Origin of the sequence: Streptococcus sp. 27098_8_73 (genome assembly GCF_041432495.1) — a bacterium.
In the GTDB taxonomy this organism is placed as follows: Bacteria; Bacillota; Bacilli; order Lactobacillales; family Streptococcaceae; genus Streptococcus.
The window spans coordinates 1-26,990 of sequence record NZ_JAPVZT010000010.1; the positions used below are offsets into that span (position 1 = coordinate 1).

Genomic DNA, 26,990 nt, shown 5'->3' on the forward strand with positions numbered 1-26,990 from the left:
AGAGGCTAGGACTTTTGTCCCAGACCCCTATATACTTAGTTTTTAAAACTGTGAATCGGCGCAGGAATCTGACCGCCACGTGCGATAAAGGCAACTGACGAAGCCTGATTGACCTTCATAACTGGCGCTGTTCCCAAGAGTCCACCAAATTCAATCATATCGCCTTCCTTGCCTTTCGGAATAATCCGCACAGCAGTCGTCTTTTGATTGATAACGCCAATCGCCGCTTCATCCGCAATCATGGCTGCGATGGTCTCAGCTGGCGTTTCCTCTGGAATGGCAATCATATCCAAGCCTACCGAGCAGATAGCTGTCATAGCTTCTAACTTTTCTAGATTGAGCGATCCATTTTGCACAGCCGCAATCATGCCCTCATCTTCAGAAACAGGAATGAAAGCACCAGACAGTCCGCCAACCTGATTGCAGGCCATAACACCGCCTTTTTTAACTTGATCATTGAGCAGGGCAAGCGCCGCTGTTGTGCCATGAGTACCGACTGTTTCCAAGCCCATTTCTTCCAAGACACGGGCCACTGAGTCCCCGACCGCGGGCGTTGGAGCCAAACTCAAGTCAACAATCCCGAACTTGACGCCCAGACGCTCGCTGGCCATCTGGCCGACCAACTGACCGATACGGGTGATTTTGAAGGCTGTTTTCTTGACTGTTTCCGCGACCACGTCAAAGCTCTCACCACGGACCTTTTCCAAAGCTCGTTTGACAACACCAGGCCCAGAAACACCGACATTGATGACCACATCCGCTTCACCGACACCATGAAAAGCGCCCGCCATGAAAGGATTGTCCTCTACCGCATTGGCAAAGACGACCAACTTGGCCGCCCCCATGTCAGAAAGTTGGGCCGTTTCCTTAATAATCCGCCCCATATCCGCAACTGCCGTCATATTGATGCCAGTCTTGGTTGAGCCGACATTGACAGAGGAGCAGACCTTGTCCGTCTCAGCCAAAGCGCGCGGAATGGAATTAATGAGGATTTCGTCTCCTTTTTGATAACCCTTTTGGACCAAAGCAGAGAAACCACCGATAAAGTCCACACCGATTTCTTTTGCTGCCCGATCCAGAGCATGAGCCAGAGGCAGATAATCCGTAGCATCGGTAGCTGCCCCAATTAGAGAAATCGGAGTCACGGAGACGCGCTTGTTAACGATAGGAATCCCGAGCTCTGCAGCAATTTCGTCCCCAACTGCCACCAAATTTTTAGCCTTGGTCGTGATTTTTTGGTAAATCTTCTCAGCAGCCCGATCAATGTCCGAGTCAATGCAGTCTAAGAGAGAAATGCCCATGGTGATGGTCCGAATATCAAAATTCTGCTCCTCAATCATGGCAATGGTTTCTGTAACTTGTCTAATATCCATGTGCCCTCTCCTTAGATATTGTACATAGCGTCAAAAATCGCTGCGCTTTGAATATTTATTTTGACATTGAGGGTCTGACCGAAGGCCTCAAATTCACTACGAAGCGCTGCAAAATCCTGCTTTTCGTCGCTAGAAACAACAGCCATCATGGTAAAAAATTCATCCAAAACAGTTTGTGAAATATCGTCAATATTGAGCCCTAGCTCGGCAATTTTACTAGCTACACCAGCCACAATCCCTGCCTTATCTTTTCCAACAACCGTAATAATCGCTTTCATCGTTTGCTCCAATCATCTTTATTGCTAATATTGTAGCATAAATGCCTGTTTTTTGCATGAAATTGCAAAAATCCAAACTGCGAATATTGCGTGCTGTTTAAATATCAGACTCAAATACTCTTCAGAAATTACACATATCTCATCCTTTCGTTAGAAGTTTATTTTTTATCTATGTTTTTGTTTGTAAACGATTTCAAACTTTGTTATACTAAATTTAAGAACACATTAAAAAGGAGGTTTCTTATGAAAAATTCTTATAAGAAACGCTTATATACACAAGCCCTCAGCCTATCCGCTGCGGTTCTATTGGCCGTTTTAGCTCAAGGAAATGCGGCAGCTGATACGCTTAATCCTGCTGAACCTCCGCAAGACAGCAGCAAAATCGGTTCTCTAGTGGAGCAGCCTACACCTGCAAGTACAGAGAAGGCTGAAGAACCTTCGACTACTCCGCAAGCTGAACCACTAGAAAAAAGCAGCCCATCTGAAGCTACTTCTGACAAAGCCGACAGCAAGGCTCCAAGTCTTCCTACCACAGCCCCAGAGGAAAAAGTAGCTGATGCTAGCCAAAAACTGGACAATGCGACTAAAACAGAAGTCCGCGCAGCTAGCTCCCAAGAAAACAAGGTTCAGCTTGCCGACAGTAAGGTTTACATGTCCGAAAAAGCTAGTATTGAAGAAACTATTCAAGAGCAAGGAGCTCAAGCTGGTAAAATCACTTGGACACTGGATAACAAGCCGATTAGCGAGTGGAAAACTTGGAAAATGGATGATGGAAGCTTCACAGGTGATCCATTTGTCACTGTCGAAGAAAAAGCTGATAGAAACGACCTAAAAGTTTCCCTAAAATTTAATGAATTATTTGGGCAAGACTTAAGCCTGCGGACACCAAACAATATCCGTAGAACCTACCGCAACTTTATGGGAACTCATGAATTAGTCGGAACCAGCGAAGATCTTGGCCTGACTATTCGCAAGAATATTGTCCTTCGTCCCTACGAAGATTTCCATACCCACGATGAAATGCTGGCAGCTATTGAAAAGAGTCTCCAAGATGCTAAAACGGATCGCTTGGTACAGATTGAGAACATCGGAAAGAGTGCTCAGGGTCGCGATATCAAGTTGGGTATCATCAGCTCCGACCAAAAGAGCATTGACGACTATCTCAGCACAACTAATCCGCAGGCCTTGATCAAACCAGCTGAAATGTTAGCTGCTCTGAAAAATGGTACGCTGGACTATAAACTTCCAGTCCTTATCAATAACACCCATGCTGACGAACAGCCAGCCATCGACATCATCACTGGGCTCTTCAATACTTTTGCGACCAAGGAGCAAATTTCCTTCCAAACAACTGATGCCAACGGTGCTGCTAAAAATATCACCCTCAATGTCAAAGAACTCCTCAAGAAATTTATTTTCCTCTTTGACTTTACTGAAAATCCTGACGGAGATGTTGCCAATACGCGTACTCTTGCCAACGGAATCGATCCAAACCGCGACACTAGCTATCAGGCTAACCCAGAAACCCGTACTGTAGCTGGACTCATTAACAAATGGAATCCAATTGCACTTTATGACATTCATGGATTCGTTAAAGAATTCTTGATCGAGCCAGCGACACCGCCGCATGATCCAAACTTTGAATACGACCTTCTGTCAAAAAATATGCTGGAAAATGCCCACCACATGGGACGTGCCGGCGTCGCTAACTCTAAGTATGGCAGCTATATCATCCCTAAACTAGACTGGGGCGATGGCTGGGATGACTCCTTCTCAGGCTACACTGGTGTCTATGCCATGTACCACGGCATATTAGGACATACCATTGAAATCCCTGAGGGCAATCAGGAATCCTATAAGGCTGGCTATCACGCTGTCCTTGGAGGTATCTCTTACCTGTCCCAAGATCCTGACAAGCTCATGGAAATGCGCCTCAACTTCTATCTCCGTGGCATCAACAAGGTTGAAGAGCCAAAAGCTGAAAATGAATTGGTCGGACCTGACGGCAAGGTTGTTGGACGGGTAAAAAATGGTCAGAAAAAATTCTTCCCTGACTATTATGTCATCCCTATGGGGCTCGACAAAGACAATGATTCCCAACAAGCCTTTAATATGATTGAATACTTCAAGAGAAATGGTGTTGTCATTCAAGAATTGAAGGAAGATGTTGGCAACTATAAGAAGGGCGACCTAATTGTCGATATGGCTCAAGCTAAGCGTGGCTATGCCAACCATATCCTCTATAAAGGTTCAAACGAATCTGCTTGGGCTGCCATGTATGCTGAACTTTTGGTAAACTTCCCAGATATGAGAGGCTTTAAAGCTGAACCTATCTTTAAAGATAAACTCTTTGATGGCAAACTCGGCGAAGTCACTGCTCTCCGTGCTACTCGGACGCGCGATATCAACTACTCAGCACCTTACTATGTCATCGCTAATACATCTGACAGCGCAGTCAAAGCTGTCAACCAAGCTATTCGCCAAGGTAAGAAGGCCTATCTGACAGAAGATGGCTATATCGTTGATACATCAACCTTTGCAAATCTTTTAGGTGATTATGCTATTTATGGAGATGCCTTGTATAAGGTTCCGGAAGGGCCAAGCTTAAAAGCACTGAAGGTCTATGCACCCCCTCATCAATTCTACTGGGCAGGAGTGGACTCACCTACTCATACCGCTCTGGCACTGAAAAATCTAGGCTTTGATATTGTCGATACGCCTGATGAAGCTGATGTCATCGTCCTTGAAAGCAACAAATTTGACAAGTCTATTCTTGGTCGCAAACCAACCATTGTAGTGGGGGGCTCTGCTATGCAACGCCTTGAGAAGCTTGGTGTTCTAGATGGATTTGATGCGGAAAGATTCTCTGGCGGCAGCGATTTTGAAGGTCTGATGAAGGCTATTATAGACGATAAAGATCCATTGACTAGCGGCTATAAGAAGAATGATCTCTTCTATTCTAACTCTGGAAACTGGATCGCAAAAGCTCCTGCCAACTTCAAGACTTTGGCGACTATTGCAGACAGTGACTACTACATTGCAGGCTGGTGGCCAGGCAACGAAAAATTAGCCAATAAAATCGTTGCTATTTCTGGTAATTACAAGGAACATCCACTCTTCGTATATGCTGGAAATCCAACCAATCGTCTGCATACCATTCACTTCTACCGTTGGGTATCGAACGCTGTCTTTGGCGATCAATTGGCTGAGCTGAAAGATATGCCTGTCACTCATAAACCAAGTGTCGAAATTGTTGAAATTTTGAACCAAAAACCTCAGCCAAAACAAGCAGGCAAACCAGCCGACAAACCGACAGCTCCAAAAGCGAAAGAAGAGCAATTAGAAAGCCTTGCTCAGAAAACAAGCGAAACACAGTCTATCACTACAGCTCAAAAAGTAACAAATACTCAGCAGGCCCAGCTCCCACAAACAGGAAGCAAGGAAAACTCTGCTCTCTTTACAGTTGCAACGATTCTTCTGGCTACAAGCGGTGGTCTCTTCTTACTTAAAAAGAAAGAAGCGTAAACATTTCTATTCTGCTAGATAGAGCTTTGTTCACGATAGCTCCTTAAATATAAAAATCGCATGGACAAATCATTTCAGTTTCATCCATGCGATTTTTTTCGTGACTTACCATCTTGTAGTATTCAGCTGACATAGACTTCGCTGTTTTTCCTGTTGCTACTTGTCAAGGACTTTTTAATCAAAATCATCTTTTTTTCATCCAATTTTCTCCTAAGCTCCCTCAGCATTATTCTTGTAAGTTTATCTTGCATTATTTCAGTTGTATTTTCATTGAAATGGTCAACAACCTCATAGGTGGTCTTTTCAATCTTTCTCTTTGTGCTAAGGCCTTGTTTATCTGTGTTCTTCAGTTCTTCCATAAATTCTCCTTTTCGTTTTTGAATGTTTGACAACAAAAAAGGAAGTAGCGGCTATTTGCTTTTACTTCCTCTCTCTAATTTTATTTGATTATTTTACTACGACATAGATTTTAACCCTTACGGAAAATAAAACGGGCTATTCTCCTAAAGTATGTTCTATAACATTATAGTTTAATGCATAGTGTAGCTATATAGTCATTTCCATAACGTGATAATCGATGTCTTTTGTCACACGATTCATAAAAATCGATCATAGCAAGACCATTTTTAAGTTGTCCTCTAATCTGAGTTTCTAAGGTATGGCTAAATTCATATCCATATTCTGGATTTATGGTGATCTTGCCTTCCTCTTCAAGCTCTTTTGAATTAAAAGGTAGTGAAAACTTTAATAGTAATTCCTCATCGGGCTTGTCCCATACAGTGTCAGCATCATACATGTATATCCAAGGGTTCATAAATCCGACCATTAACAGTCCACCCTTTTTCAATACTCGAGAGGCTTCTTTGTACATGTTTTCTAAATCTTCTATATATACATTTGAAACTGGATTAAAAATAATATCAAAGGTTTCATTTTCAAATGGAAATGATTTTGTCATATCGCCTTGAACTGTGTTGATTTTTAAGCCTTCTCTTTTAGCAACCAACTCATCTCTTTGTAATTGTGATTTAGAAAAATCCATTATAGTTACATCATAACCTTTTGCAGCGAAAACTGGTCCCTGCTGTCCACCACCACAAGCTAACCCTAATATCTTTTTTCCGTTGGCTTTTTCAAACCATTCTTTCGGAACTTTTTTCCCAACAGTTAAGGCAACAGAAATTGGATTATTTCTGGCTTCTTCTAATTCTTCATGTGTCAATGGCTCAGTATAGTTATTTTTTACATTATTCCATCTATCTTTATTTAATTTTATATAATCGTTCATCTTATAATCTCCTCGTAATTTATACTATTTCGATTTAAGTTGGATATATCGCCATCACTTGATTTCATTTTATTATACCATATGTTCAATTTCTATTTTTTATCTCATCTTTAAAATATTTGAAGCTATTGTACTAGCTATTCCTGTCATTCTAATTCAAACGTTAAACGTCGGCGCTCAAACTCTCGTACTAATGACGATTCTATTTCAACTCACATTTTTCGTCACACACATATCAGCTTTTTAGCTGAGCAAGGAATTCCACTCGAAGCAATTCAAGATCGTGTTGGACATACACGAGGAAGTCGTGTCACAGATATCTATTTGCACCTTACACAAAAAATAAAAGATCTCATTATTCCTGTATTAGATTCGTTAACTAAATAAGTGTAGCAAATTTGTGGCAAAACAAAGAAAAAAGGTTTATCCAAATTGGATAAACCCCGTTATATCAAGCTTTTACAAGCTTCTTATGCTTTACCTTCTGAACCGAATACGTCGATACGTTCTTCAACTGATGCTTGGATAGCTTTGACACCGTCAGCCAAGAATTTACGTGGGTCGAAGAGTTTCTTCTTGTCGTATTCTGCTTCGTTTGCTTCATAGTCACGAGCAAATTTACGAGTTGCGTTAGCGAATGCGATTTGGCATTCAGTGTTAACGTTAACTTTCGCAACACCAAGTTTGATAGCTGCTTGGATTTGGTCATCAGGAATACCTGATCCACCGTGCAATACGATTGGGAAACCTGGAAGAGCTTCTGTCAATTTCTTCAAGTGGTCAAGGTCAAGACCTTCCCAGTTTGCAGGGTAAGGACCGTGGATGTTACCGATACCAGCTGCCAAGAAGTCAATACCAGTTGCAACCATTGCTTTAGCGTCTTCGATTGGAGCCAATTCACCTTTACCGATGATACCGTCTTCTTCACCACCGATAGTACCAACTTCAGCTTCTACTGAGATACCTTTAGCGTGTGCTTTTTCAACAACGTCTTTAGCCAATTTAAGGTTTTCTTCAACTGGAAGGTGTGAACCGTCAAACATGATTGAAGTGTAACCAACTTCGATACACTCAAGTGCATCTTCGTAGTGACCGTGGTCAAGGTGGATCGCTACTGGTACAGTGATACCCATTGATTCAACAAGGTTAGCGATCAAGTTGCGAGCAACTTTGTAACCACCCATATATTTGGCAGCACCCATTGAAGTTTGGATCAAAACTGGTGCTTTTTTAGCTTCTGCTGCGCGCAAGATAGCTTGAGTCCACTCAAGGTTATTTGTGTTAAATCCACCAACTGCATAACCATTGTCACGAGCTGCTTGGACAAATTTTTCTGCTGAAACGATTGCCATTTGTAATAGGCCTCCTCTTATTTTTTGTGGAATGAACCACTTACATTGTTTATTTTATCACTTTTTCATTAAAATTGCTAGTTTTTCCTGAAATTTTAAGTAATTCCCAAGTAATTTTTGAATTCAGACATCTTCAGCTCCTTTGAGAAAACAAAAAAACTGACCGAAGTCAGCTAATCCTATGCGGAGAGAGGGACTTGAACCCTCACGACCTAAAGCGGTCACAGGATCCTTAGTCCTGCGCGTCTGCCAATTCCGCCATCCCCGCGATTGAGTACTTTACTAGTATAACAGGATAATCTCCACTTGTCAACACCTTTTTTCAAAACTTTTAAAAAGTATTTTCAAAAATAAAAATGAGACAGGGCTCGTAAACACTGCCCCATCTCACTCTTTTCATTAATGTTTTTCTAAATTACGTAACATTTGATCAATCTTATTACCGTACTCAATAGACTCATCTTTGACGAAGGTCAAATCTGGAATCTTATACATCTTGAGGTTTCGGCCCAGTTCACGCTTAATGGTGCCGGTTGCCTTTTCCAAGCCCAGCTGTGCCTTTTGATTATCTGAAGCCAAGTCACTCATGATGCTATAGTAGACCTTGGCCATAGACAGATCGCCCAGCATTTGGACATCGGTAATGGTCACACCTTGGACACGTGGATCACGGACTTTCTTTTGCAAAATCTCATTGACTTCACGCTTGATTTCCATTCCTACACGGTCGGTACGAAAATGATTTGCCATAGGATTTCCTTTCTAATTTTTCTTCTGCAATATGAGGCTGGGACAAAAGTCCTAGCCTCTCAATTGTCTTTGGATTGTCGAGCAAGACGCAGTGGTTGAGTGGCCTCTACTACGCTGATTTCATCAGCTTTTACAGCCCTACTCAACTGTGCGGAGGTGGGACGACGAAATCGAATTCTAACGAATTACCGATTTCTGTCCCACTCTCATATTTTTAATTTTGGTTGAATGAAATTCGCTCTAAACTCTTTGTGAAAAGGTGCTTGGGATAGAAGTATCGACTTTCACCCAATATGCTTTTCACTGAGAGTTTTCGACGTATTTCTCTTATTTCTTAATTTCTTCCATGATGTAGGCTTCAATCGTATCATCCACTTGGATATCGTTATAGCCATCAATCATGAGACCACCTTCGCGGCCGTTAGTAACTTCTTTCACATCATCCTTAAAATGCTTCAAGCTAGCCAACTGACCATCATAAATTACGACGCCATCACGGATGACACGGACCTTGGAATCACGGGTAACTTTACCATTGATAACCATAAATCCACCGATAGTACCAACCTTGGAAACTTTGAAAGTTTCGCGGATAAGGGCTTCCCCGATGATTTTTTCTTGGTATTCTGGGTCCAGCATTCCTTTCATGGCATCTTCCATTTCTTCGATAACCTTATAGATAATGCTGTGAAGACGGATTTCTACATCATCAGCTTCTGCTTGCTGGCGAGCTTGTGGTGTAGGACGAACGTTAAATCCAATGATAAAGGCATTTGAAGCTTCTGCCAAAGTTACGTCAGACTCATTGATAGCACCAACCGCTGAGTGGACAATGGTAATCTTAACGCCTTCCACTTCAATCTTCTGCAAGGAAGCAGCCAAGGCTTCTACAGAACCTTGTACGTCGGCTTTAATAATGACGTTAACAGACTTAACTTCACCAGCTTTGAGGGTATCAAAGAGATTTTCCAGACTGACACGATGAGTAGCTTGACGTTGCTTGAGAAGGGCACGTTTAGCACGTTCTTCACCGGCTGCACGCGCAGCTTTTTCATCTTCATAGACGGCAAAGTGGTCACCTGCCATCGGAGTTTCATTTAGACCAGTGATAGAAACCGGCGTAGATGGACCTGCCACTTTGACACGACGACCTAAGTCATTGGTCATAGCCCGAACGCGTCCGAAGGTATTTCCGACAACGATTGGATCTTGAACATTCAGCGTACCTTGTTGGACAAGAAGGGTTGCAACTGCACCTTTTCCTTTATCCAAACGGGCTTCGATAACTGTACCGATAGCGCGAACAGTTGGATCTGCCTTGAGTTCTTGAATTTCTGCTACAAGCAGAACTGTTTCCAAAAGTTCATCGATGTTTTGGTTGAACTTAGCTGAGATTTCAACAAACTCAGAATCTCCACCCCAAGCAGTTGACATAACACCATGCTCAGCCAATTCACCAATTACGCGCTCAGGATTGGCACCTGGCTTATCGATCTTGTTGATGGCCACAATAATTGGCACATTAGCGGCTTTAGAGTGGTTGATCGCTTCAATAGTTTGAGGCATAACACCGTCATCAGCTGCTACGACCAAGATGGTAATATCGGTAACAGAAGCACCACGCGCACGCATCGAAGTAAAGGCAGCGTGTCCAGGCGTATCCAAGAAAGTAATCTTCTTGCCATTTTCCTCAATCTGGTAGGCACCGATATGCTGAGTGATACCACCCGCTTCACCTGTCGCAACGCGAGAGTTACGTAGAGTATCCAAGAGGGTTGTTTTACCATGGTCAACGTGTCCCATGATAGTGACAACTGGCGGACGTTCCACTAATTCATCTGGATTGATATAGCCTTCTTCGACAAAGAAGCGCTCAATATCAGCTGTATCCACTTCTACCTTCTTCTTAGCTTCGATACCGTAATCCACCATGAGGAGCTCAATAGTATCACCGTCAAGAGATTGGTTTTGTGTTGCCATCACGCCCATCATAAAGAGCTTCTTAACGATTTCAGCTGGCTCGCGCTTGATCCGTTTTGCAATTTCCGCAACGGTCATGCCATCTGTGTATTCGAATTCGCTTGGCAACTCATGGAACTTGCGTTCTGTAACAGGTTTTGGAACCTGATTCTGGTTACCTTTTCCTTTTTTATTTTTCTTATTGTTATTCCAGTTACTGTTTCTTTGATTTCTCACTTGATTTTGACTATTTCGATTCTTTTGTTGTTTTCTTGGACCTTCTTCTTCGCGATCAAAATCATCGCGCTTCTTATCTGGTCGAGCTTGCTTTTTACGACGAGTATCTACCGTAGCTTGTGCTGGTGCAGGAGCAGCCGGTTGGACTGTTTCAGCTGGAGCAGCTTTAAATACTTCAGCAGTTGTTGGCTCTGCTTGGACTGGCTCTTTTCGTCTATTCTGGCGTTCCTGTGCTTCTTTAGCTGCTTGAGCCTGCTTGAAACGCTCCTCACTAGAACGTGCATACTCCGCATTTTGCTCTGCTTTCAGAGCTGCTGCCCGAGCCTTAAAGTCAATTTTCGGCCCTTGAGACTGTTGACGGTTCTGACCGTTAAATCCTTGATGATTCTGACCATTCCGACGGCCATCTTGACCACGATTATCACGACGGTCATTGCGGCGCTCTTGGCGATCGTTGTTGGCCTTGCGGTCATGACGATCACGCTCATTACTTTCCTTCTGGTCAGAATTTTGTGGTTTCCGATTTTGTTGCTGCTTACGTCGCTCTGCTTGTTCCTTGGCACGCGCTTCACGCTCTGCCTTAAAATTTCGACTTTGTGGTCGCGCTGGAGCCGGTTTAGCTAGAGCTTCAGTTGTCACTGCTTCGGCAACTTTTGGCTCTTCTTTTTTAGCCGGAGCCGCTTCCTTTTGAACTGGAGCAACTGGTTTTTCAGCTACTTTTTTGGGTGCGGGCTGGACATCCGCTTCTTTCTCTGGAAGGGGCTTAGCGAATTCTTTAGCTGCGAAGCTAGCCTTGATACGCTGACCTGCTTCTTCTTCTACGCTGGACGAGTGGCTTTTAACTTCTAGGCCTAATTCCTTGGCCCGAGCTACTACCTCTTTACTTTCCTTCCCCAGTTCTTTTGCGATTTCGTACAATCTAATTCTAGACAATTCTTGTCCTCCTCTTCTATTGCATAAGAGACCTCATTTTCTTTGTAAAACCAGCATCTGTGACGACAGCTACTTTACGAGCTTTGCCAATCGCAGTGCTTAATTCCAGTGTTGAAAACACGGTTGACACTTCTATCTTGTAATAATGGCTTTTATCAGTAATCTTTTTCGTCAGATTTGGTCCTGCATCTTCAGCTAGAAAGATCAGATGAGCCTTGCCTTCTTGGATGGCTTTGATGACCAATTCTTCTCCTGAAATGACGCGGCCAGCCCGCTGGGCCAAACCCAGCAAGTTTGCTAGTTTTTCTTTATTCAAGACCCAACTCTCTTCTCTTGACTTTGTGATCGACATAGGCAATCAGCTCGTCGTAGAAACTTTCTTCTACTTCCATACTGAAACTACGATTAAAGACCCGTTTTTTCTTGGCCTGCTGAGCTTCTTCATTATCTAGCTTGATATAAGCACCCCGCCCATTGGCCTTGCCTGTCGGATCAATGAAGACCTGACCTTCTTTATTCTTGACGATGCGCAACAGATCACGCTTGTCAATCACTTCATTTGACACAACTGATTTTCTTAAAGGGATTTTTCTTGTTTTTGCCATATCTGCCTCCCTTATTCTGCGGCTACTGCTTCACTTTCTTCGAGTTCGATTTCAGTTGCCACTTCTGTATCATTCAGCTCTTCCACTTCAAATTCTGCTGAAGGAGCATCTACTTCGGCTGGTACGTAATCTTGGCCAAATCCACCAAGCTCGTTGGCTGCTTCCATTGCTTCAAATTCGCTAGCTGACTTGATATCAATTCTAAAGCCAGTCAAATGAGCTGCCAAGCGAACGTTTTGACCACGACGGCCGATAGCCAGAGAAAGTTTATTATCTGGCACAACAACCAAAGCTCGCTTGTTGTCTTCTGCATGGAAGATAACTTGATCGACCTCAGCTGGAGCAATGGCATTGTAGATATACTCGGCTGGATCAGCAACCCACTCGATGACATCGATATTTTCCTCAGTCGGAATCATACGACCACTTTTGGCATCATATTTGGCTGGGTGGAATTTGCTGGTAATCTTCTTGATATTGGCACCACCACGTCCGACGATGGTTCCGATCGCATCCACGTTTGGATTGTGGCTGCGAACCGCTACCTTGGTCCGATCGCCCGCTTCACGAGACACGCTCATGATTTCCACAGTTCCGTCGTAAACTTCAGGAATTTCCTGCTCCATCAAGCGCTTGATCATCTCTGGATGGCTACGGCTAACGAAAACATTGACACCACGCGGATTGTCTTCTACCTTGTAGACAAAAACTTCGATGCGGTCATGAGAAGCAAAGACCTCACCAGGAATCTGGTCTTGTTTAGATAATTGTGCTTCAATAGTTCCCAGATTGACATAGATAAAGCGATTATCAAAGCGCTCTACTGTTCCTGACATGATTTCATTTTCATGTTCTTTGTAGGTATTGTATGTGATGGCACGAGTTTGTTTGCGCATCTTTTCCATGATGGTCTGCTTGGCAGATTGAGCTGCTACCCGGCCAAATTCAGCTGGCGCTTCTTCAAACTTGATCTTATCTCCCAACTCATAGGCAGAACTGATAGCCAAGGCGTCCTTGAGACTGATTTCCAAGCGGCTGTCAAAGACCTCGTCCACGACTTCACGGACAGTATAGACATGGAAATCACCTGTTTTTTCATTAAACTCAATGGCTGCGCTGTCTGCCTGACCGTAGCGACGACGATAAGCAGAGCGAAGGGATTCTGTCACTGCTTCGATAATATCTTCTTTTTTAATACCTTTGTCCTCTTCCAAAATACGGAAGGCCTCTAGCATTTCTTTACTCATCTTCATGTAACTTTTGCTGAAGCAAAAGTATTCCTTTCTTCATTATATTACGATTTTTTACTAAAATTTAACGGCCAATCTTGCTTTTGACACTAGATTATATGGAATTTCAACTTCTTTTTTGCGTGTTTTATCCATATATTCCATGAGCAAGACATCATCTTCAAATCCAAGCAAAGTTCCTTCAAAAACCTTGTTTTTATCCAGTGCCTTATAAAGGCTGACATGGATATAGCTTCCAACTGCAGCTGCCACAGCTTCCTTGGTCTTCAGCGGACGCTCCAAGCCTGGGCTAGTCACTTCCAGAAAATACTGGTCAGGAAAAGGATCGGGCTTGATAGAGTCCAACAGAGGACTGATAATATCGGTCAAATCTGCTGTATCATTGACCGTAATCCCCTCGGGCTTGTCTACAAAAACACTGAGAACATAGTCACCGCCCATCTTGCCGTATTCAATATCTACTAATTCATAGGGTTCTTGGATGGCTGGCTCAATGACTTCTCTTACTAATTCAACAATTGTTGCGATAAGACTGCACCTCCTCACAGACAAGAGGCGAAGATACTTCCTCGCCTCTCTTTTATATTCACTAAAATGATTATAGCATAGTCTGCCTTGAAAATCAAGGGATATACTTCTAATTCTCTACAAAGTCTAAAATAGACTAGATAGGATAACTGTAGCTAGACGCCTTATTGATGGTCCGTCGATGCTGTTGTAGAGCTGCTAGAAGAGCTAGAGTGACTTTCACTCTCACTCGTAGTGCTGCTGGAAGGCGATGACGACGATGAACGTTCGCTTGTACTAGAAGAACTTGTTACCGTACCGTCTGTCACGTAGAAAGTAATCTTGGTATTTGATTTCAATTTAATACCTTGACCAGCTGCTGGAGACTGGGATGTCACCAAATCAGCTTGACTGGACTCCACGGAGCGATCAATCACTCGCTCAATACGAGACGAAGCGATTCCCATCTCCATCAGATAGGACCGTGCATAGGCATACGAAACTTGGAGATGACCAAAGTCCGGCATTGGAACAGTAGTCACTGTTTTAGCAACGGTTAGAGTAATCTGTTTATTTGACGTCACATCATAAGAAGAGCCTGCAGCTGGGGTTTGGCTGATGACCACTCCTTCTTCAGCATCAGAACTTTCTTCTTCTACGATCTTGATCAGCTTCTCAGGAATATTATAAGTACTTTTCAGATCTTCAATCGCCTCTGAGGACTTCTTACCGACGTAATTTTCTACCGTAAAGGTTTTTGCTCCTTTGGAGACAATCAAATCCACCTTACTGTTTTCACGACGTTGACTATTAGCTGGTGGATCTGTCTTGATGATCTTACCTTCCGCCACTTTATCACTGTAGTCCTCCTTGATTTCTCCTACCTCAAGACCCTTAGCAGTAATGGTCGAACGGGCTTCTGCCACTGTTTGTCCTGCTACATCTGGAACCGTAGTATTGGCAGGACTCTTGTAGATCAGAAAGAAGAAGGCTGCAAAAACTAAGAGAATAGCTAAAAACATAACTTTGTATCTAGCTCTTAAATGACGTTTTTTCGGCTTTTTGACTGGAGCTTTTAAAACAGGGGCCTCTCTCTTCACATCAGCCGCAGCTTTAGGAGCCACTGCTTCTGCGACAGGACTTGGAGCTGACTGAGGAATTGGAGGAACTTTTGGCAAAGTTTTAGTATCTGCCTTTGCCCCATCATCAAAGACCAGTTTCTTTTCATTTCGACGGTCATAGGATAAGCTGCTAGACAAGTCAACATACATCTCCGCAACGGACTGATAGCGATCGCTCAGCTTTTTAGCCGTTGCCTTAATGACCACATTTTCCAAGGCCTGAGGAACATTCGGATTTTCTGCGATGATTGAAGGCAGGGGCTTTTGGAAATGCTGCAAAGCAATCGTCACAGCACTATCTCCGTCATAAGGGATATGCCCTGTCAACATCTCGTAGAAAATAATCCCCATGGCATAAATATCGCTCTGAACAGTGGCTTTGGAACCCCGTGCCTGCTCTGGCGAAAGATAATGCACCGACCCCAGCATCGAATTGGTCTGTGTTAGGCTGGTCTCAGCGAAAGCCACGGCAATCCCAAAATCTGTTACCTTAGCATCGCCATCTGGTGTCAAGAGGACATTTTGTGGTTTTAGATCACGGTGGACAATCCCGCGTGTATGCGCCAGGCGCATAGCCAGTAGGATTTGCCCCATAATTCTAACTGCTTCTTCGTTTGAAAGTGGAGAATTTTCTTTGATATAGCGCTTGAGGTCAAGCCCAGATACATATTCCATGGCCAGATATTGCTGACCATCTTCTTCTCCAATATCGGAAATCCGGACAATGTAAGGATGATCCAAGTCCGCCATTGCTTTGGCTTCTCTTTGGAAGCGGGCAACTGCAATAGGATCCGTCTGATAATTGGTTCTAAGAACCTTTACAGCAACCTCTTCACCATCAAGTATCAGATCTCGGGCCAGATAGACATCGGCCATGCCTCCACGGCCAATCTGTTTGATGATTTTATATCGCCCGGCAAAGATCTTACCGATTTGAATCATTCCTGTTCCTCCTTGTCAAAACGAACCAGAGCAACTGTGATATTGTCCAGTCCTCCAGCATTGTTGGCAAAGCGAATTAAGGTTTCAGTTTTTTCAGATAGGCTGATATCGCTAGTGACAATATCATAAATTTCGCTGTCTGAAATCATATTAGTCAGACCGTCACTGTTGAGCAGAAGGTAATCACCATCTTCTAACGTGACCATGCCATAGTCAGGCTGCACTTCGTCTTTTTGACCGATAGATTGAGTGATAATATTCTTCTGCGGATGGCGTTCCGCCTCTTCTTGTGTAATCTGTCCAGCCTTGAGCAAAGCATTAACAAGTGAATGGTCACTGGTTAATTGGCTGTATTCCTCACCGCGAATCAAGCCAATGCGAGAATCACCAATATGAGCATAGATGGCTTGATTACCAATAATGGCCAAGGCCTCTAGCGTCGTGCCCATGCCCTTGTATTCTTCGTCCTGACCAAATTGGTGGATGCGCTGATTTTCTTGTTCCAAATGCTCTGCAAACCATTCACGGACTTGGTTTACTGAGTCAATCTGAGTATCAACCCATGCAGCACCCAGGTCTGTTACAGCCATTTCACTGGCAATGTTACCAGCTCTGTGACCACCCATACCATCAGCCAAGATAATCATAGTCTTGCCAGCCCGATTTACAAAAAGATTGGCATAATCTTGATTATTTGTCCGCTTTTGACCAACATCTGTTAATATTGAAATTTCCATACTGTCAGTTTCCTCCTCTTAGTCTGATATCTTCCTAAATTGACTGATAAAAAATCCATCGCTTCCGTATAATTCCGGCGTAATCAAAATACAGCCGTCTTTCACGATATCTTCTCTTTCATGTTCTAGTCTAACTTGCTCAAAATTTGGGTGTCTTTCCAAGAATCGCTTGACTACATCAAAATTCTCTGCAGACACAATCGTGCAAGTACTATAAGTTATTATACCACCTTTACGTAGACTTTGACAAACGCTGTCTAGTATATCCAGCTGAATTTTTTGTAAATTTTCAAAATCAGCGTTTTCTTTATTGTACTTAATGTCTGGTTTGCGGCGAATTAAGCCGATACCAGAGCAGGGAGCGTCCACTAGGATTTTATCAAAAGCATTTGGACCAAAAGTCTCAAATACCTTAGTCGCATCCAGTTTTTTAGTCGTGATTTTATCTGCTAATCCTAGCCGTTCTGCATTTTGGCGAATCAAGTCCAGCTTATGGTCGTAAAGATCCAAGGCTGTAATCTGACCAGTTGTCAGATAGGAAGCCATGTGCACTGCCTTGCCACCCGGCGCACTGCAGGCATCCAAAATCTGCTCATGCCCTTCAATTTGTAGAGTCGGAGCAACCAGCTGGCTAGACTCGTCTTGAATAGTGATCAAGCCTTTTTCAAAGAACTCATGACCAGCAAAATGGCCTTGCTTCTTGACCAAAGCTGAAGGGGCTAAGACCGAATCGTCCGCACCCAAAACCGCTTTAACTTCTTCCTTTCGAGCCAAATCCGTCACTCGGATGCTGGCCTTGTTGCGCTCAAAGAGACTAGAAAAGATAGCTTCCGCACGTTCTTCCCCGTATTCGTCAATCAACACCTTGACCAGCCAGACCGGTAGAGAATACTGAACTGAGTAGCGCTTATTCTTACGTTTGATAGTAGTCGGATCAGCTGCGTCTTCCCGCTCGATCTCCCGCAGGATCGCATTGACATATTTTTCACTGCCACGTTTGCGATCTTTGGCAATTTCAACAGCTTCATTTACAACAGCATGCTGGGGGATTTTATCCAGATAGAGCATCTGATAGAGGCTGAGCTCAAGCAGGATATAAAGCCAGTTATCTAGTTTATCCCTATCTTCCACCCAATGAGCCAGTTGCCATTCCAGAGTAATTTTGCGTGCGACCGTTCCATAGACCAGCTCCGTAACCAAACTTTTATCAGCTGAACTGAGAGCACTCTGTTTCAGAGCCTTATTGAGGGCGATATTGGAATAAGCTCCCTCTTCAAAGACTTCTTCCAGAATTTGCAGAGCAAGCTCTCGGGCTCTTTTTTGCTTACTTTCCAAATTCATCACCTACTGCTAAATTCCGACCCAGACCGTTGAGAAAGTCCTTAATATCCATTTTGGGCTTGCCGAATGGCTGCACCGTCTTTAGAGAAAGGGCTCCCTGACCCGCTGCGACCACCAATTCTTTCTTGCTGATCGTCAAGATTTCACCTGGACGACCACTGCCTTCCGCTTGGCTGACTTCGTAAATCTTGAAGCGCTGACCAGCTAGCAGGGTATGGGCCACCGGCCAAGGATTCATGCCCCGAACCTGATTGAAAATCTGACGACTGGTCTTTGTCCAATCAATCCGCTCTTGCTCTGGGCTGATATTCGGTGAAAAAGTCACCAGCTCTGGATCCTGAGGCTGGGCCTGAATCTCTCCCGCTACATAGGCTGGTAAGACTTCTAAAAGAAGGTCGCGACCAATCACAGCTAGTTTTTCAAAGAGAGTTCCGACATTATCAGACTCTTCAATGGCTGTTGCTCGACTGGCAATCATATCCCCAGCATCCATCTCTTTGACCATCTCCATAATAGTCACACCAGCTTCTTCATCACCATTTATCAAAGCATAATGAATGGGCGCTCCGCCACGGTATTTGGGCAAGAGAGAGGCATGGACATTCACTGCGAAGTTAACGCTGTCCAGCAAACGGCTAGGCAGAAATTGACCAAAGGCTGCTGTCACGATGCCGTCAGCTCCTAAGTTCATAATCTCTTCCAAGTCCGTGCTTTTAGCCAACTTTTCTGGTTGGTAAACCGGCAAGTCGTTAGCTAAAGCCACTTCCTTGACCGGTGTCATGCGGATTTCCTTTTTGCGCCCCACCGCTCGGTCTGGTTGAGTGACCACCGCTAAAATCTCATATTGTTCCCTTTCCAGCAGGCCTTTTAAGACCGTTGCTGAAAAGTCAGGCGTTCCCATAAAAATTAATTTCACTGTCATTTCCTCAAATCTGTCGCAGAATCCCATCCCTGCGACTGTTTTTCTTTCTATTATATCAAAAAAGCGAGCAAAGCTGATAGCTCTCGCTCACTTTCGCCATCAGATAAAATTCTGGGGTTCATTATCAATACTGAGCCGCAGGTCCTTGTTTTCTGCTTGCTGCGTTAGTTCCAAGACCCGATTGAGCGTAGTTTGTAGATCATCCTCAAAGCGATACTTCAGTAAAATCTGATAGTGGTAGAGATTGTGGGTTCGAGCAATGGGTTTGGGTGTGGGACCCAAAATTTGCACCTTGTCCGACAGGCCACTCCGTAAAATATCCATGACCTGGTAAGATTTCTTGACTACTGTTTCCTCATCCTTGTGGGATAGGGTCAACCCAACTGTATAGTAATACGGCGGATAGCCCAACTGCCGTCGAATTCCCATTTCATAAGCATAGAAGCCTTCGTAATCCTGCTTTCTGGCAAAGTCAATGGCATAGTGATGCGGGTTGTAAGATTGGATAAAGACTTGTCCTGCTTTCTCAGCCCGACCTGCCCGACCTGCTACCTGAGTCAGCAGCTGAAAGGTCCGTTCCGAAGAACGAAAATCTGGCAGATTCAATGCCGTATCCGCATTGAGAACGCCGACCAAGGTCACATTAGGAAAATCCAGTCCCTTGGCAATCATCTGAGTTCCCAGCAGAATGTCTGCCTGCCCCTGACTAAAGGCCTCTAGGATTTCTTCGTGACTCCCTTTTTTACGGGTCGTATCCACATCCATGCGCAGAATGCGAGCCTCTGGAAAGAGAGTCGTCAGCTCATCATAGGCCTTCTGCGTCCCCGTACCATAGTAGCGAATGCTGCGACTGGCACAATTAGGACAGGCTTGCGGAATGTCCTTGGTAAAGCCACAGTAGTGGCAGTTCATAGTCTTGGTAGCCATATGCAGGGTCAGGGAAATATCACAGTTGGGACAGGTGTCCACCGTGCCGCATTCCCGACACATGACAAAGCTGGAATAGCCTCGCCTGTTGAGCATAAGAACCGTCTGTTCACCTTTCTCCAGACGATCCTGAATAGCTTCTAGCAGGACTGGAGTGAAATTACTAGCTTCATTTTGCCCAATGTAATCTCGGAAGTCCACCACTTGAACCTGAGGAATCTGTGCCAGCGGGTTGGCCCGCTTGGTCAACTGCAAAAAGTCATAGACGCCACGGCTGGCTCTGGCCCTGCTTTCTAAGCTAGGAGTCGCCGAACCCAGTACTAAGACAGCTTGATTGTAGCGAGCTCGTAGGAGAGCTACATCTCTGGCATGGTAGCGAGGATTGGAGTCCTGCTTGTAGGAAGACTCATGCTCCTCGTCAATGATGATGGCTCCGATATGTGTCAGCGGAGCAAAGATGGCCGAACGCGCACCGACAACGACCTGAGCCTCTCCCCGCTCCACCTTGCGCCATTCATCATACTTCTCACCGTCAGATAGGCCTGAATGCAAAATAGCCACCTTGTCGCCAAAGCGCGAGATAAAACGGTCAGTCACCTGAGGAGTCAGGGAAATTTCCGGCACTAGCATAATCGCTGTCTTTCCTTGACCTAGAGCCTCCTCAATCACCTTGAGATAAACCTCGGTTTTGCCGCTCCCCGTCACTCCTTCTAGCAAAACGGGTTGAGCCTTTTCTTTACCGATTTTTTCACAAATCGCAGCGACTGCGACTGCCTGCTCCTCATTGAGAACCAGCTTTTTATCCTGTCGCTCCTTCTGGAAATGCGCCGCAGACCGGCTGACTTCCTGTTCCTCTGTAAAGAGAAACTCCTTTTCTAAGAAAATGTTGACTACTGCAGGCGAAAAGAGTTTGCGTAAGTCTTTGAGGCGACCTGATTGCGGATTTTCCAGCAGATAAGTCTGAAGTTCCTGCTGCTTTTTCGCTCGGGCAGAAGGCAGAAACTGAGCCAATTGCTCTCTATCAACTTGATACCAGGTTTCTGTCTTGATATGCTTACGGTCAATCGCTTGGTATTCCAGGCGAATCTTACCAGCCTGAGTCAACCGCATGAGCTTGGACTGACTTTTCTTGTCCAAATCAGAAAAACGAAGACTGGTTGACTGACCGAAAATAGCCTGCCGCTCCTCAGAAGAAAGCTGCTCCGTTGGATAAAGCAACTTGTCATAGCTGGAATTAAGAAGACTCGGCAACATGGCTTTCAGGATGGAAATTTTATAGGAAAAGACAGACTGGCGCAACTGGTCAGCTAGCCAGAGCTGCTCGGCATTTAGAACCGGTCTAAAGTCCAGAACTTCTGCAATATCTTTCAATTCTCCAATCTGTCCATCCAAATCTTCAGCTTTCTCATCAGCCAAGCCAACAATCAATCCTTGAATCAACCGACCGCCCTTACCAAAAGGCACATGCACCCGCATCCCAGCTTGCAGCATCCCAGAAAACTCCTCTGGAACCGCATAGCTGTATGGTTTGTCCGTCTGCATCAGAGGAACATCGACAATAATCTTGGCAATTTTCACACTCTCACCCCGCTTTCCCTAAACGCCATATTCATAGAAAAAAATAAGATTGAGTAGCCCCAACCTTAAATTTTCTCACCCTCTTCTTTTTCTTTGGCAATTTGTTCTTTGATCTTGCGCTCTTCTTCTTCTTTACGCAGGCGTTCTTCTTCCGCACGACGGCGAACCGCTTCGCGTTTTCCTTCTGGATCTGGGTGAATCACAACGTTACCAGATTCAATTTCTTCCAAAGCGCGTAGCGTTGACTTCACTGACTTGAAATCCTGAGTTGGCTTAGCACCAGCCTCTAGCTCATGGGCACGCTTAGCTTCTAAAATAACCAAAGAATATTTTGACGGTACCTTGTCCAACAAGGTGTCAATAGACGGTTTTAACATCATAATTATTTACCTAATTTCTAACTTTATTGACGGACGACTGCTTCATCCTTAGGAAGCATGTCTTGATAGTGACCGATGACACGGTCCACACGAAAATGCTCGGCTTCAATCACACGTTTCACACGTTCAGCTGCCAAAGGTACTTGGTCATTGACAATGGCATAATCGTACTCACGCATCAAGGCAATTTCTTCTTTTGCTTTCTCAATCCGCTGAGCAATAACGTCTGCACTGTCTGTACCACGGCCAACCAAACGGTCTTTCAGCTCTTCCAAGTCTGGCGGAGTCAGAAAGATAAACACAGCATCGGGCACTTTTTTCTTGACTTGGAGTGCTCCTTGGACTTCGATTTCCAAGAAAACATCTATCCCTTTATCCAAGGTCTCGTTGACATAAGTGAGCGGAGTCCCGTAATAATTGCCGACATACTCTGCATATTCGAGCATTTGGCCTTGACGGATCAACTCCTCAAACTCTTCACGAGTGCGAAAGAAATAATCAACACCATCAACTTCTCCAGGACGCTGGGGACGAGTCGTCATAGATACAGAATACTGAAACTGATTGTCCGTACTCTCAAAAATTTCCCGTCTTACTGTTCCTTTTCCAACGCCTGAGGGGCCAGAAAAGACAATTAACAAGCCTCGTTCTGTCATCATATCTCCTTCACAGTCTTTCTATCTAGTGTAACAAAATTGCGCTCATATTTCAAGAAGATTCAAAGAGATTTCCTTGATAATACTCTAGAATTCTACTAGATTTTAGACGCTTTTATTCATCAAATAAGCCTTGAAGGCTGGCGAAAGGACTATTGGCTTCTTTCTTTTCCATTTGCTGCTTTTGGTAGGCTTCCTCCGTCAACACCTGCCAGTCATTTCCCGTAGGCATACTCGCACCAGCCTCCTCTTCAGGAGTCAAAACTTTTAGCGGAATATGAAGTAAAATATTGTCCGCCACACTTGCTGCCAAATCAATCACATCTCCCTCAAATGGTAGAACCAAATCATCTTCCAGCAAATCTTTTTGCACAGAGCCATCTTCGACGGAAGCAAAGACTTCATGAACCGTGTAGGCTTCCTCCCTATCAACTGGAGCCATACTGCGACTAGAAGCCAGGGTAATCTGGTAGGTCAAGGTGTAATCCAAAAAATAAAGCCCATTTTCATACTGGGCCTGACCTCTAGCCACGATCTTCTGGATATCTAGCACTTCACGATTACGTTCTTTTAGCTCTTGCGCCAAATCAAAGTCTTGATCAAACTGCAAACCGCCAGCATTTTTCTTAATTTCTTGAATATTTAACATTTCAGCCTCGTTTTACATTATTTCTTTCTTCATTATATCATTTTCTCGACCAAATACCTATACCCCAAACAGCCAATGAGACAAGAAAAAGAAAATCTCTCAGCCTCTTAGACTGAGAGAAAATACGCTTCTTCCTAAAAAGCTTTGTTTATTTTCGGAATTTGAACTGGCTGTAAAGACCAAAAACGATGATCCAGACAGCTGATCCGATTGCTCCCACTACCGTTGACTTTTGTAAGAAAAGAGTGACAAAGACAAAGGCAAAGAAGAGCATGGTCAAAGGATTGAGAAACTTGTAAGCTGGCATAAGGTAACCATCTGCCATAAAATCTGGTGACTTACGATATTTGAGGTGGGCCAGCATAGTCAGACCATAGATAGCGATGTAAACACCAGATGAGGAAGCCGTAATCAGAGCAAAGGAGTCCGATACTCCCGGAAGAATCTTGATAAAAGCTGCAAAGGCAATGACAGCAGCCGAAGTCAAAATCGCATTCTGCGGAACGTTTTGCCGAGACAGCTTCCCAGCTCCTATTTTCTCAAGAAAAGGATTGGGCGTATCGTGGGCAATCTGATACAAATGGCGACCTGTTGAGTAAAGGGTCGAGTTCAGTGCGGAGGCCGCTGAGGTCAGAACCACGAAGTTAATCAAGGCTGCCGCCCATTTGAGACCAGCTAACTGAAAAACAATAACAAAGGGAGAATCAGCCGTTGCCAGTTTTTCCCATGGAATGATAGCCATAATGGCAAGGAGAGACCCCCCGTAAAACAAGACAATCCGCAAAGGAATTTCTTTGATGGCCTTTGGCAAGACCGCTCGTGGATTAGCCGTTTCAGAAGTAGTAATACCGATAAATTCAATGGCCTGATAGGCAAAGAAGACCATCTGGAAAGCCATGACAAAACTTACAAAGCCATTAGGGAAAAGCTGAAAACCTCGACCAATATTCCCAAGACTAGCTACTCCGTGAGGCGTTTTAAAGCCTGTCAATACCATAAAGACAGCCGTTGCAATCAAAGCAATAATAGCTACAATCTTTATCATAGCAAACCAAAATTCGACCTCGCCGAAAACTCGAACCGCTATCAGATTGACCAAGCTAAGAAGGGCTAGAAAGACAAGCTGAATCATCCAAGCTGGCCAGTCAGGAAACCAGTACTGCACATACTGGGCAACAGCCGTAATCTCAGCCATTCCGATAAAAATCAGAGAAATCCAGTAGGACCAACCAGAAAAATACCCCCAGCCAGTTCCCAAATATTTGGTAATAAAGTTGATAAAGGTATGCTGGTCAGGATCGTAGTAAAGCATTTCCCCAATCGCCCGCATCATCAGATACATGAAAAGGCCCGTCAGCATGTAAATCAAGATAATGGATGGACCCGTCAAACTAATCGAACGCCCCGCCCCCAAGAAAAGTCCCGTACCGATGGTTCCAGCAATGGCTATAATCTGAACATGCCGATTTTGTAAGCCACGTTTCATCCCGTTCTTTTCTGTTTTCTCGTTGTTTTTCAACTCATTTTCATTCATTCAATCATTTCCTTTCACAAATCGCTTTATTGTATCACAATTCAGACAATTCTGCTAGATTTTTTCATTTTATATAAACATTTACTCTAGAAAATTTATGCAAAAAGACATACTCATAGTTCGTAGAATCATTTATAACAGACAGGATAAAGCTTTGTATGCTGTTCTTATGAAGAGGCTCTATCTAGCTCTAACTCCCTTACTTGTCTAGGATAAACATCCCTATTATCCACCACTTGATGATAATCTGCAAGCAAGTAGCAGTCCTGAAAATTCAGTTCTTCATTTTCCTTAGCATACAAACAGAAATCACCCTCTAGCTCTTCCGATTTTACAGCCTCCATGATATCTTTTAAGAAATAGGTTTGGTTTTCTTCATTGGTCAAAAGTCCCTTTCCATTCATAGGCCGGATAAGCTCCTAGACATTGATAGTCCAAGCTTTCTGCAACCTTCTTGGAAGCTTCGTTGTGCGCATCCCATAGTGGAAAGAGTGAGCGTTTTTGAGCTTCTAAAATCATCCGGGCTCCCAAGATTTTGGCCAAGCCCTGCCTTTGGTAGGCTGGCTTGGTAGCAATTTCAATCTCAAGAGCTCCATGATAGACCAATCCTGTCGATACAGCAGCGATGATTTCCTTATCTGAATAGAGTAAAAAACCAAAGCCACCCGACGCTTTAAAATGGTCAAAATCAGAAAAATCACCCCGCAAATCCTGAGACCAGACTTCCTCAGCCAAACGCTCATAACTCTCCTCAACAATCGGACAAAGGTGGTAGTTTACTGGTAGACTGCTCTGACATTTCTCCAAGGCCTCTGTGTCAAAGTCTGCCCTGTCAGCAAAAGCGTAGCGAGTAAACCGTTGCAACTCACTCTGACTATCCAGAAACTCTTGCCAACTGGGCTCCTCAGAGATAATGACCTTGTCAGCCAAGCTGTATTTTGTGCTATAGTCCTGCCACAAATCCGGATCCACCTGACCAGCTGGAAAAAGAAAGTTCCCTAGTTGGTAAAGACAGGATGTCTCAGGAGCATTCATAAAGAACTGCCCTAGACCAGCATCCAAACCGTAAATTACCATATTTTTGGTCCAGGTTTGGAAAAGGTTCTTAGCTTTTTTCATTGTTCGCATCCTTCATTCACTTACTTCAAACTCCAGCCGCCGTCGATTTTGATAATCTCGCCCTGCATAGCAGCTGCCTTACCGCTTGCCAGAAAGAGACTGACATCAGCTACTTCTTGAGGATCCAGCCAGCGCTTGATCGGCGTTTCCTCAGCAACCCAGTCTGCCAGCCCGCCTGGCTCAAAATCTGCGGCAGTCATGGCTGTCTTGACAGCGCCTGGCGCCAAGCCAAAGACTTGGATATTTTGATCCGCATAGTCCAGGGCTATCTGCTTGGTCAAACCAGCTAGAGCATGCTTAGAGGCTGTATAGGCAGCACCGCCGCCACCAGCCAAAAAGCTAGCAATCGAGCACATATTAATGATGATGCCAGACTTTTTCTCCAACATCTTCTGCAGGTAAAAGCGGGTGATTTTCATGGTTGCGGTCAAATTCAGCGCAAAAAGCTGCTCCCAGTCCTCATCGCTGGTCTCGTGCAGGGGACGATAATCGTCCAAGATACCTGCTGTATTACAGAGAATGTCCACCTCAGGTAAGCTAGTGAAGAGCGGTGTCAAATCCTCTGTCAAATCCATTTTAAAAAAACGTAATTCATTTAGAAAGCCAGGATTTTCACCCTTATCTACCCCATAAACGCGGTAGCCATTTTCCAAAAAGGTCATAGCCTGAGCTCGGCCGATGCCCGAGCTAGCTCCCGTCACCAGTACTGTCTTAGTCATCCACTTCTACCCAATCTGTAGCGAGGACATCACAAGGAGTTGGACTCCACATGGAGAAGCCCTCCCCTTCGCCTGAAACATTGATGAGGAAATAAGGTGTCACCTCGAGAGCCACCCCATTCTGCTCAATCGTGTCAAAGAGCTGGACGTAGTTCTCTGCCCCACCCCAGCCTGTACGCACATATTTTTTCTTAGCCTTAAGGCCTGGTAAAATTTCTTCAAATGTCATGGTTTTCTCCTTTGTTTATTGGTAATCTTTGTCAAATCCTTACTAGCCGCCAGTAGTCATAGGTATATTGAACGACTTT

At 44.2% G+C, this 26,990-nt stretch carries 24 protein-coding genes, 1 tRNA gene and 3 pseudogenes; 2 read left to right on the plus strand and 26 right to left on the minus strand.

Features of this window, described 5'->3' with window-relative positions:
- Positions 1–35 precede the first annotated feature (35 nt).
- Both O3651_RS07385 and O3651_RS07390 read right to left on the minus strand, forming a co-directional pair.
- Positions 36–1,373, minus strand: a complete 1,338-nt coding sequence (locus O3651_RS07385) for a PFL family protein (protein ID WP_371610064.1) — start codon at positions 1,371–1,373, stop codon at positions 36–38.
- Between the two features lie 11 nt (positions 1,374–1,384).
- Positions 1,385–1,651 (minus strand): ACT domain-containing protein, encoded by a 267-nt coding sequence (locus O3651_RS07390; protein WP_005590918.1) that lies wholly within the window; start codon positions 1,649–1,651, stop codon positions 1,385–1,387.
- 243 nt (positions 1,652–1,894) lie between these two features.
- Here O3651_RS07390 and O3651_RS07395 point away from each other — a divergent pair, with 243 nt between their 5' ends.
- Positions 1,895–5,176 (plus strand): LPXTG-anchored zinc carboxypeptidase, encoded by a 3,282-nt coding sequence (locus O3651_RS07395; RefSeq protein ID WP_371610065.1) that lies wholly within the window; start codon positions 1,895–1,897, stop codon positions 5,174–5,176.
- A 122-nt stretch (positions 5,177–5,298) separates the two neighbouring features.
- Here O3651_RS07395 and O3651_RS07400 read toward each other — a convergent pair whose 3' ends face one another.
- Positions 5,299–5,535 (minus strand): transposon-encoded TnpW family protein, encoded by a 237-nt coding sequence (locus O3651_RS07400; RefSeq protein WP_371610066.1) that lies wholly within the window; start codon positions 5,533–5,535, stop codon positions 5,299–5,301.
- A 164-nt stretch (positions 5,536–5,699) separates the two neighbouring features.
- Complete coding sequence (locus O3651_RS07405) at positions 5,700–6,464, minus strand: class I SAM-dependent methyltransferase (RefSeq protein WP_371610067.1); 765 nt, start codon at positions 6,462–6,464, stop codon at positions 5,700–5,702.
- A gap of 234 nt (positions 6,465–6,698) precedes the next feature.
- Here O3651_RS07405 and O3651_RS07410 point away from each other — a divergent pair, with 234 nt between their 5' ends.
- Positions 6,699–6,851 (plus strand): hypothetical protein, encoded by a 153-nt coding sequence (locus tag O3651_RS07410; RefSeq protein WP_371610118.1) that lies wholly within the window; start codon positions 6,699–6,701, stop codon positions 6,849–6,851.
- An 83-nt stretch (positions 6,852–6,934) separates the two neighbouring features.
- Here O3651_RS07410 and O3651_RS07415 read toward each other — a convergent pair whose 3' ends face one another.
- The 22 genes and pseudogenes from O3651_RS07415 to O3651_RS07520 form a co-directional block, all read right to left on the minus strand.
- Complete coding sequence (locus O3651_RS07415; protein ID WP_001018995.1) at positions 6,935–7,816, minus strand: class II fructose-bisphosphate aldolase; 882 nt, start codon at positions 7,814–7,816, stop codon at positions 6,935–6,937.
- A gap of 182 nt (positions 7,817–7,998) precedes the next feature.
- Positions 7,999–8,084, minus strand: a tRNA-Leu gene (locus O3651_RS07420).
- Positions 8,085–8,215: 131 nt separating this feature from the next.
- A complete protein-coding gene (gene rbfA, locus O3651_RS07425) occupies positions 8,216–8,566 on the minus strand; it encodes a 30S ribosome-binding factor RbfA (RefSeq protein WP_005590924.1) in 351 nt (116 codons plus the stop codon).
- Between the two features lie 327 nt (positions 8,567–8,893).
- Positions 8,894–11,368: pseudogene (gene infB, locus O3651_RS07430) on the minus strand (translation initiation factor IF-2); the annotation flags it as partial.
- A 74-nt stretch (positions 11,369–11,442) separates the two neighbouring features.
- A pseudogene (locus O3651_RS07435) lies at positions 11,443–11,695 on the minus strand (translation initiation factor IF-2 N-terminal domain-containing protein); the annotation flags it as partial.
- Positions 11,696–11,711: 16 nt separating this feature from the next.
- Positions 11,712–12,011 (minus strand): YlxQ-related RNA-binding protein, encoded by a 300-nt coding sequence (locus O3651_RS07440; protein WP_371610068.1) that lies wholly within the window; start codon positions 12,009–12,011, stop codon positions 11,712–11,714.
- Positions 12,004–12,300: an RNase P modulator RnpM gene (gene rnpM / locus O3651_RS07445; protein ID WP_045498837.1), complete on the minus strand. Its 297-nt coding sequence runs from the start codon at positions 12,298–12,300 to the stop codon at positions 12,004–12,006. The genes O3651_RS07440 and rnpM overlap by 8 nt, the downstream gene beginning before the upstream one ends.
- An 11-nt stretch (positions 12,301–12,311) precedes the next feature.
- Entirely contained in the window at positions 12,312–13,547 is a 1,236-nt protein-coding gene (nusA, locus tag O3651_RS07450) for a transcription termination factor NusA (protein ID WP_371610119.1), read from the minus strand.
- Between the two features lie 60 nt (positions 13,548–13,607).
- Positions 13,608–14,096 (minus strand): ribosome maturation factor RimP, encoded by a 489-nt coding sequence (gene rimP / locus O3651_RS07455; RefSeq protein ID WP_037586333.1) that lies wholly within the window; start codon positions 14,094–14,096, stop codon positions 13,608–13,610.
- A 146-nt stretch (positions 14,097–14,242) separates the two neighbouring features.
- The gene (gene pknB / locus O3651_RS07460; RefSeq protein WP_314828598.1) at positions 14,243–16,120 is read right to left on the minus strand and encodes a Stk1 family PASTA domain-containing Ser/Thr kinase; all 1,878 of its coding nucleotides are present in this window, start codon (positions 16,118–16,120) and stop codon (positions 14,243–14,245) included.
- Positions 16,117–16,857 (minus strand): Stp1/IreP family PP2C-type Ser/Thr phosphatase, encoded by a 741-nt coding sequence (locus O3651_RS07465; RefSeq protein WP_371610069.1) that lies wholly within the window; start codon positions 16,855–16,857, stop codon positions 16,117–16,119. Before O3651_RS07465 ends, pknB begins: the two co-directional genes overlap by 4 nt.
- Positions 16,858–16,875: 18 nt before the next feature.
- A complete protein-coding gene (rsmB, locus tag O3651_RS07470; protein ID WP_371610070.1) occupies positions 16,876–18,192 on the minus strand; it encodes a 16S rRNA (cytosine(967)-C(5))-methyltransferase RsmB in 1,317 nt (438 codons plus the stop codon).
- Complete coding sequence (fmt, locus tag O3651_RS07475; protein WP_371610071.1) at positions 18,182–19,120, minus strand: methionyl-tRNA formyltransferase; 939 nt, start codon at positions 19,118–19,120, stop codon at positions 18,182–18,184. Before fmt ends, rsmB begins: the two co-directional genes overlap by 11 nt.
- 99 nt (positions 19,121–19,219) lie before the next feature.
- Positions 19,220–21,625 carry a primosomal protein N' gene (locus O3651_RS07480; RefSeq protein WP_371610072.1) on the minus strand — a complete coding sequence of 802 codons (2,406 nt, stop codon included), beginning with the start codon at positions 21,623–21,625 and terminating at the stop codon, positions 19,220–19,222.
- A gap of 65 nt (positions 21,626–21,690) precedes the next feature.
- On the minus strand, positions 21,691–22,005 hold the full coding sequence (gene rpoZ, locus O3651_RS07485; protein ID WP_005590937.1) for a DNA-directed RNA polymerase subunit omega: 315 nt from the start codon (positions 22,003–22,005) through the stop codon (positions 21,691–21,693).
- A 23-nt stretch (positions 22,006–22,028) separates the two neighbouring features.
- Positions 22,029–22,664, minus strand: coding sequence for a guanylate kinase (gene gmk / locus O3651_RS07490; RefSeq protein WP_142322398.1), 636 nt, complete (start codon positions 22,662–22,664; stop codon positions 22,029–22,031).
- 112 nt (positions 22,665–22,776) lie between these two features.
- Positions 22,777–23,310, minus strand: coding sequence for a DUF177 domain-containing protein (locus tag O3651_RS07495; protein WP_125390171.1), 534 nt, complete (start codon positions 23,308–23,310; stop codon positions 22,777–22,779).
- 148 nt (positions 23,311–23,458) lie between these two features.
- Complete coding sequence (locus O3651_RS07500) at positions 23,459–24,844, minus strand: amino acid permease (RefSeq protein WP_371610073.1); 1,386 nt, start codon at positions 24,842–24,844, stop codon at positions 23,459–23,461.
- A gap of 182 nt (positions 24,845–25,026) precedes the next feature.
- Positions 25,027–25,248: pseudogene (locus O3651_RS07505) on the minus strand (hypothetical protein); the annotation flags it as partial.
- Positions 25,220–25,963: a GNAT family N-acetyltransferase gene (locus O3651_RS07510; RefSeq protein WP_371610074.1), complete on the minus strand. Its 744-nt coding sequence runs from the start codon at positions 25,961–25,963 to the stop codon at positions 25,220–25,222. The gene O3651_RS07510 and the pseudogene O3651_RS07505, both read right to left, overlap by 29 nt.
- 20 nt (positions 25,964–25,983) lie before the next feature.
- A complete protein-coding gene (locus O3651_RS07515) occupies positions 25,984–26,682 on the minus strand; it encodes a 3-oxoacyl-ACP reductase (protein WP_371610075.1) in 699 nt (232 codons plus the stop codon).
- Complete coding sequence (locus O3651_RS07520) at positions 26,675–26,911, minus strand: DUF2829 domain-containing protein (RefSeq protein WP_002899859.1); 237 nt, start codon at positions 26,909–26,911, stop codon at positions 26,675–26,677. The genes O3651_RS07515 and O3651_RS07520 overlap by 8 nt, the downstream gene beginning before the upstream one ends.
- Positions 26,912–26,990 lie beyond the last annotated feature (79 nt).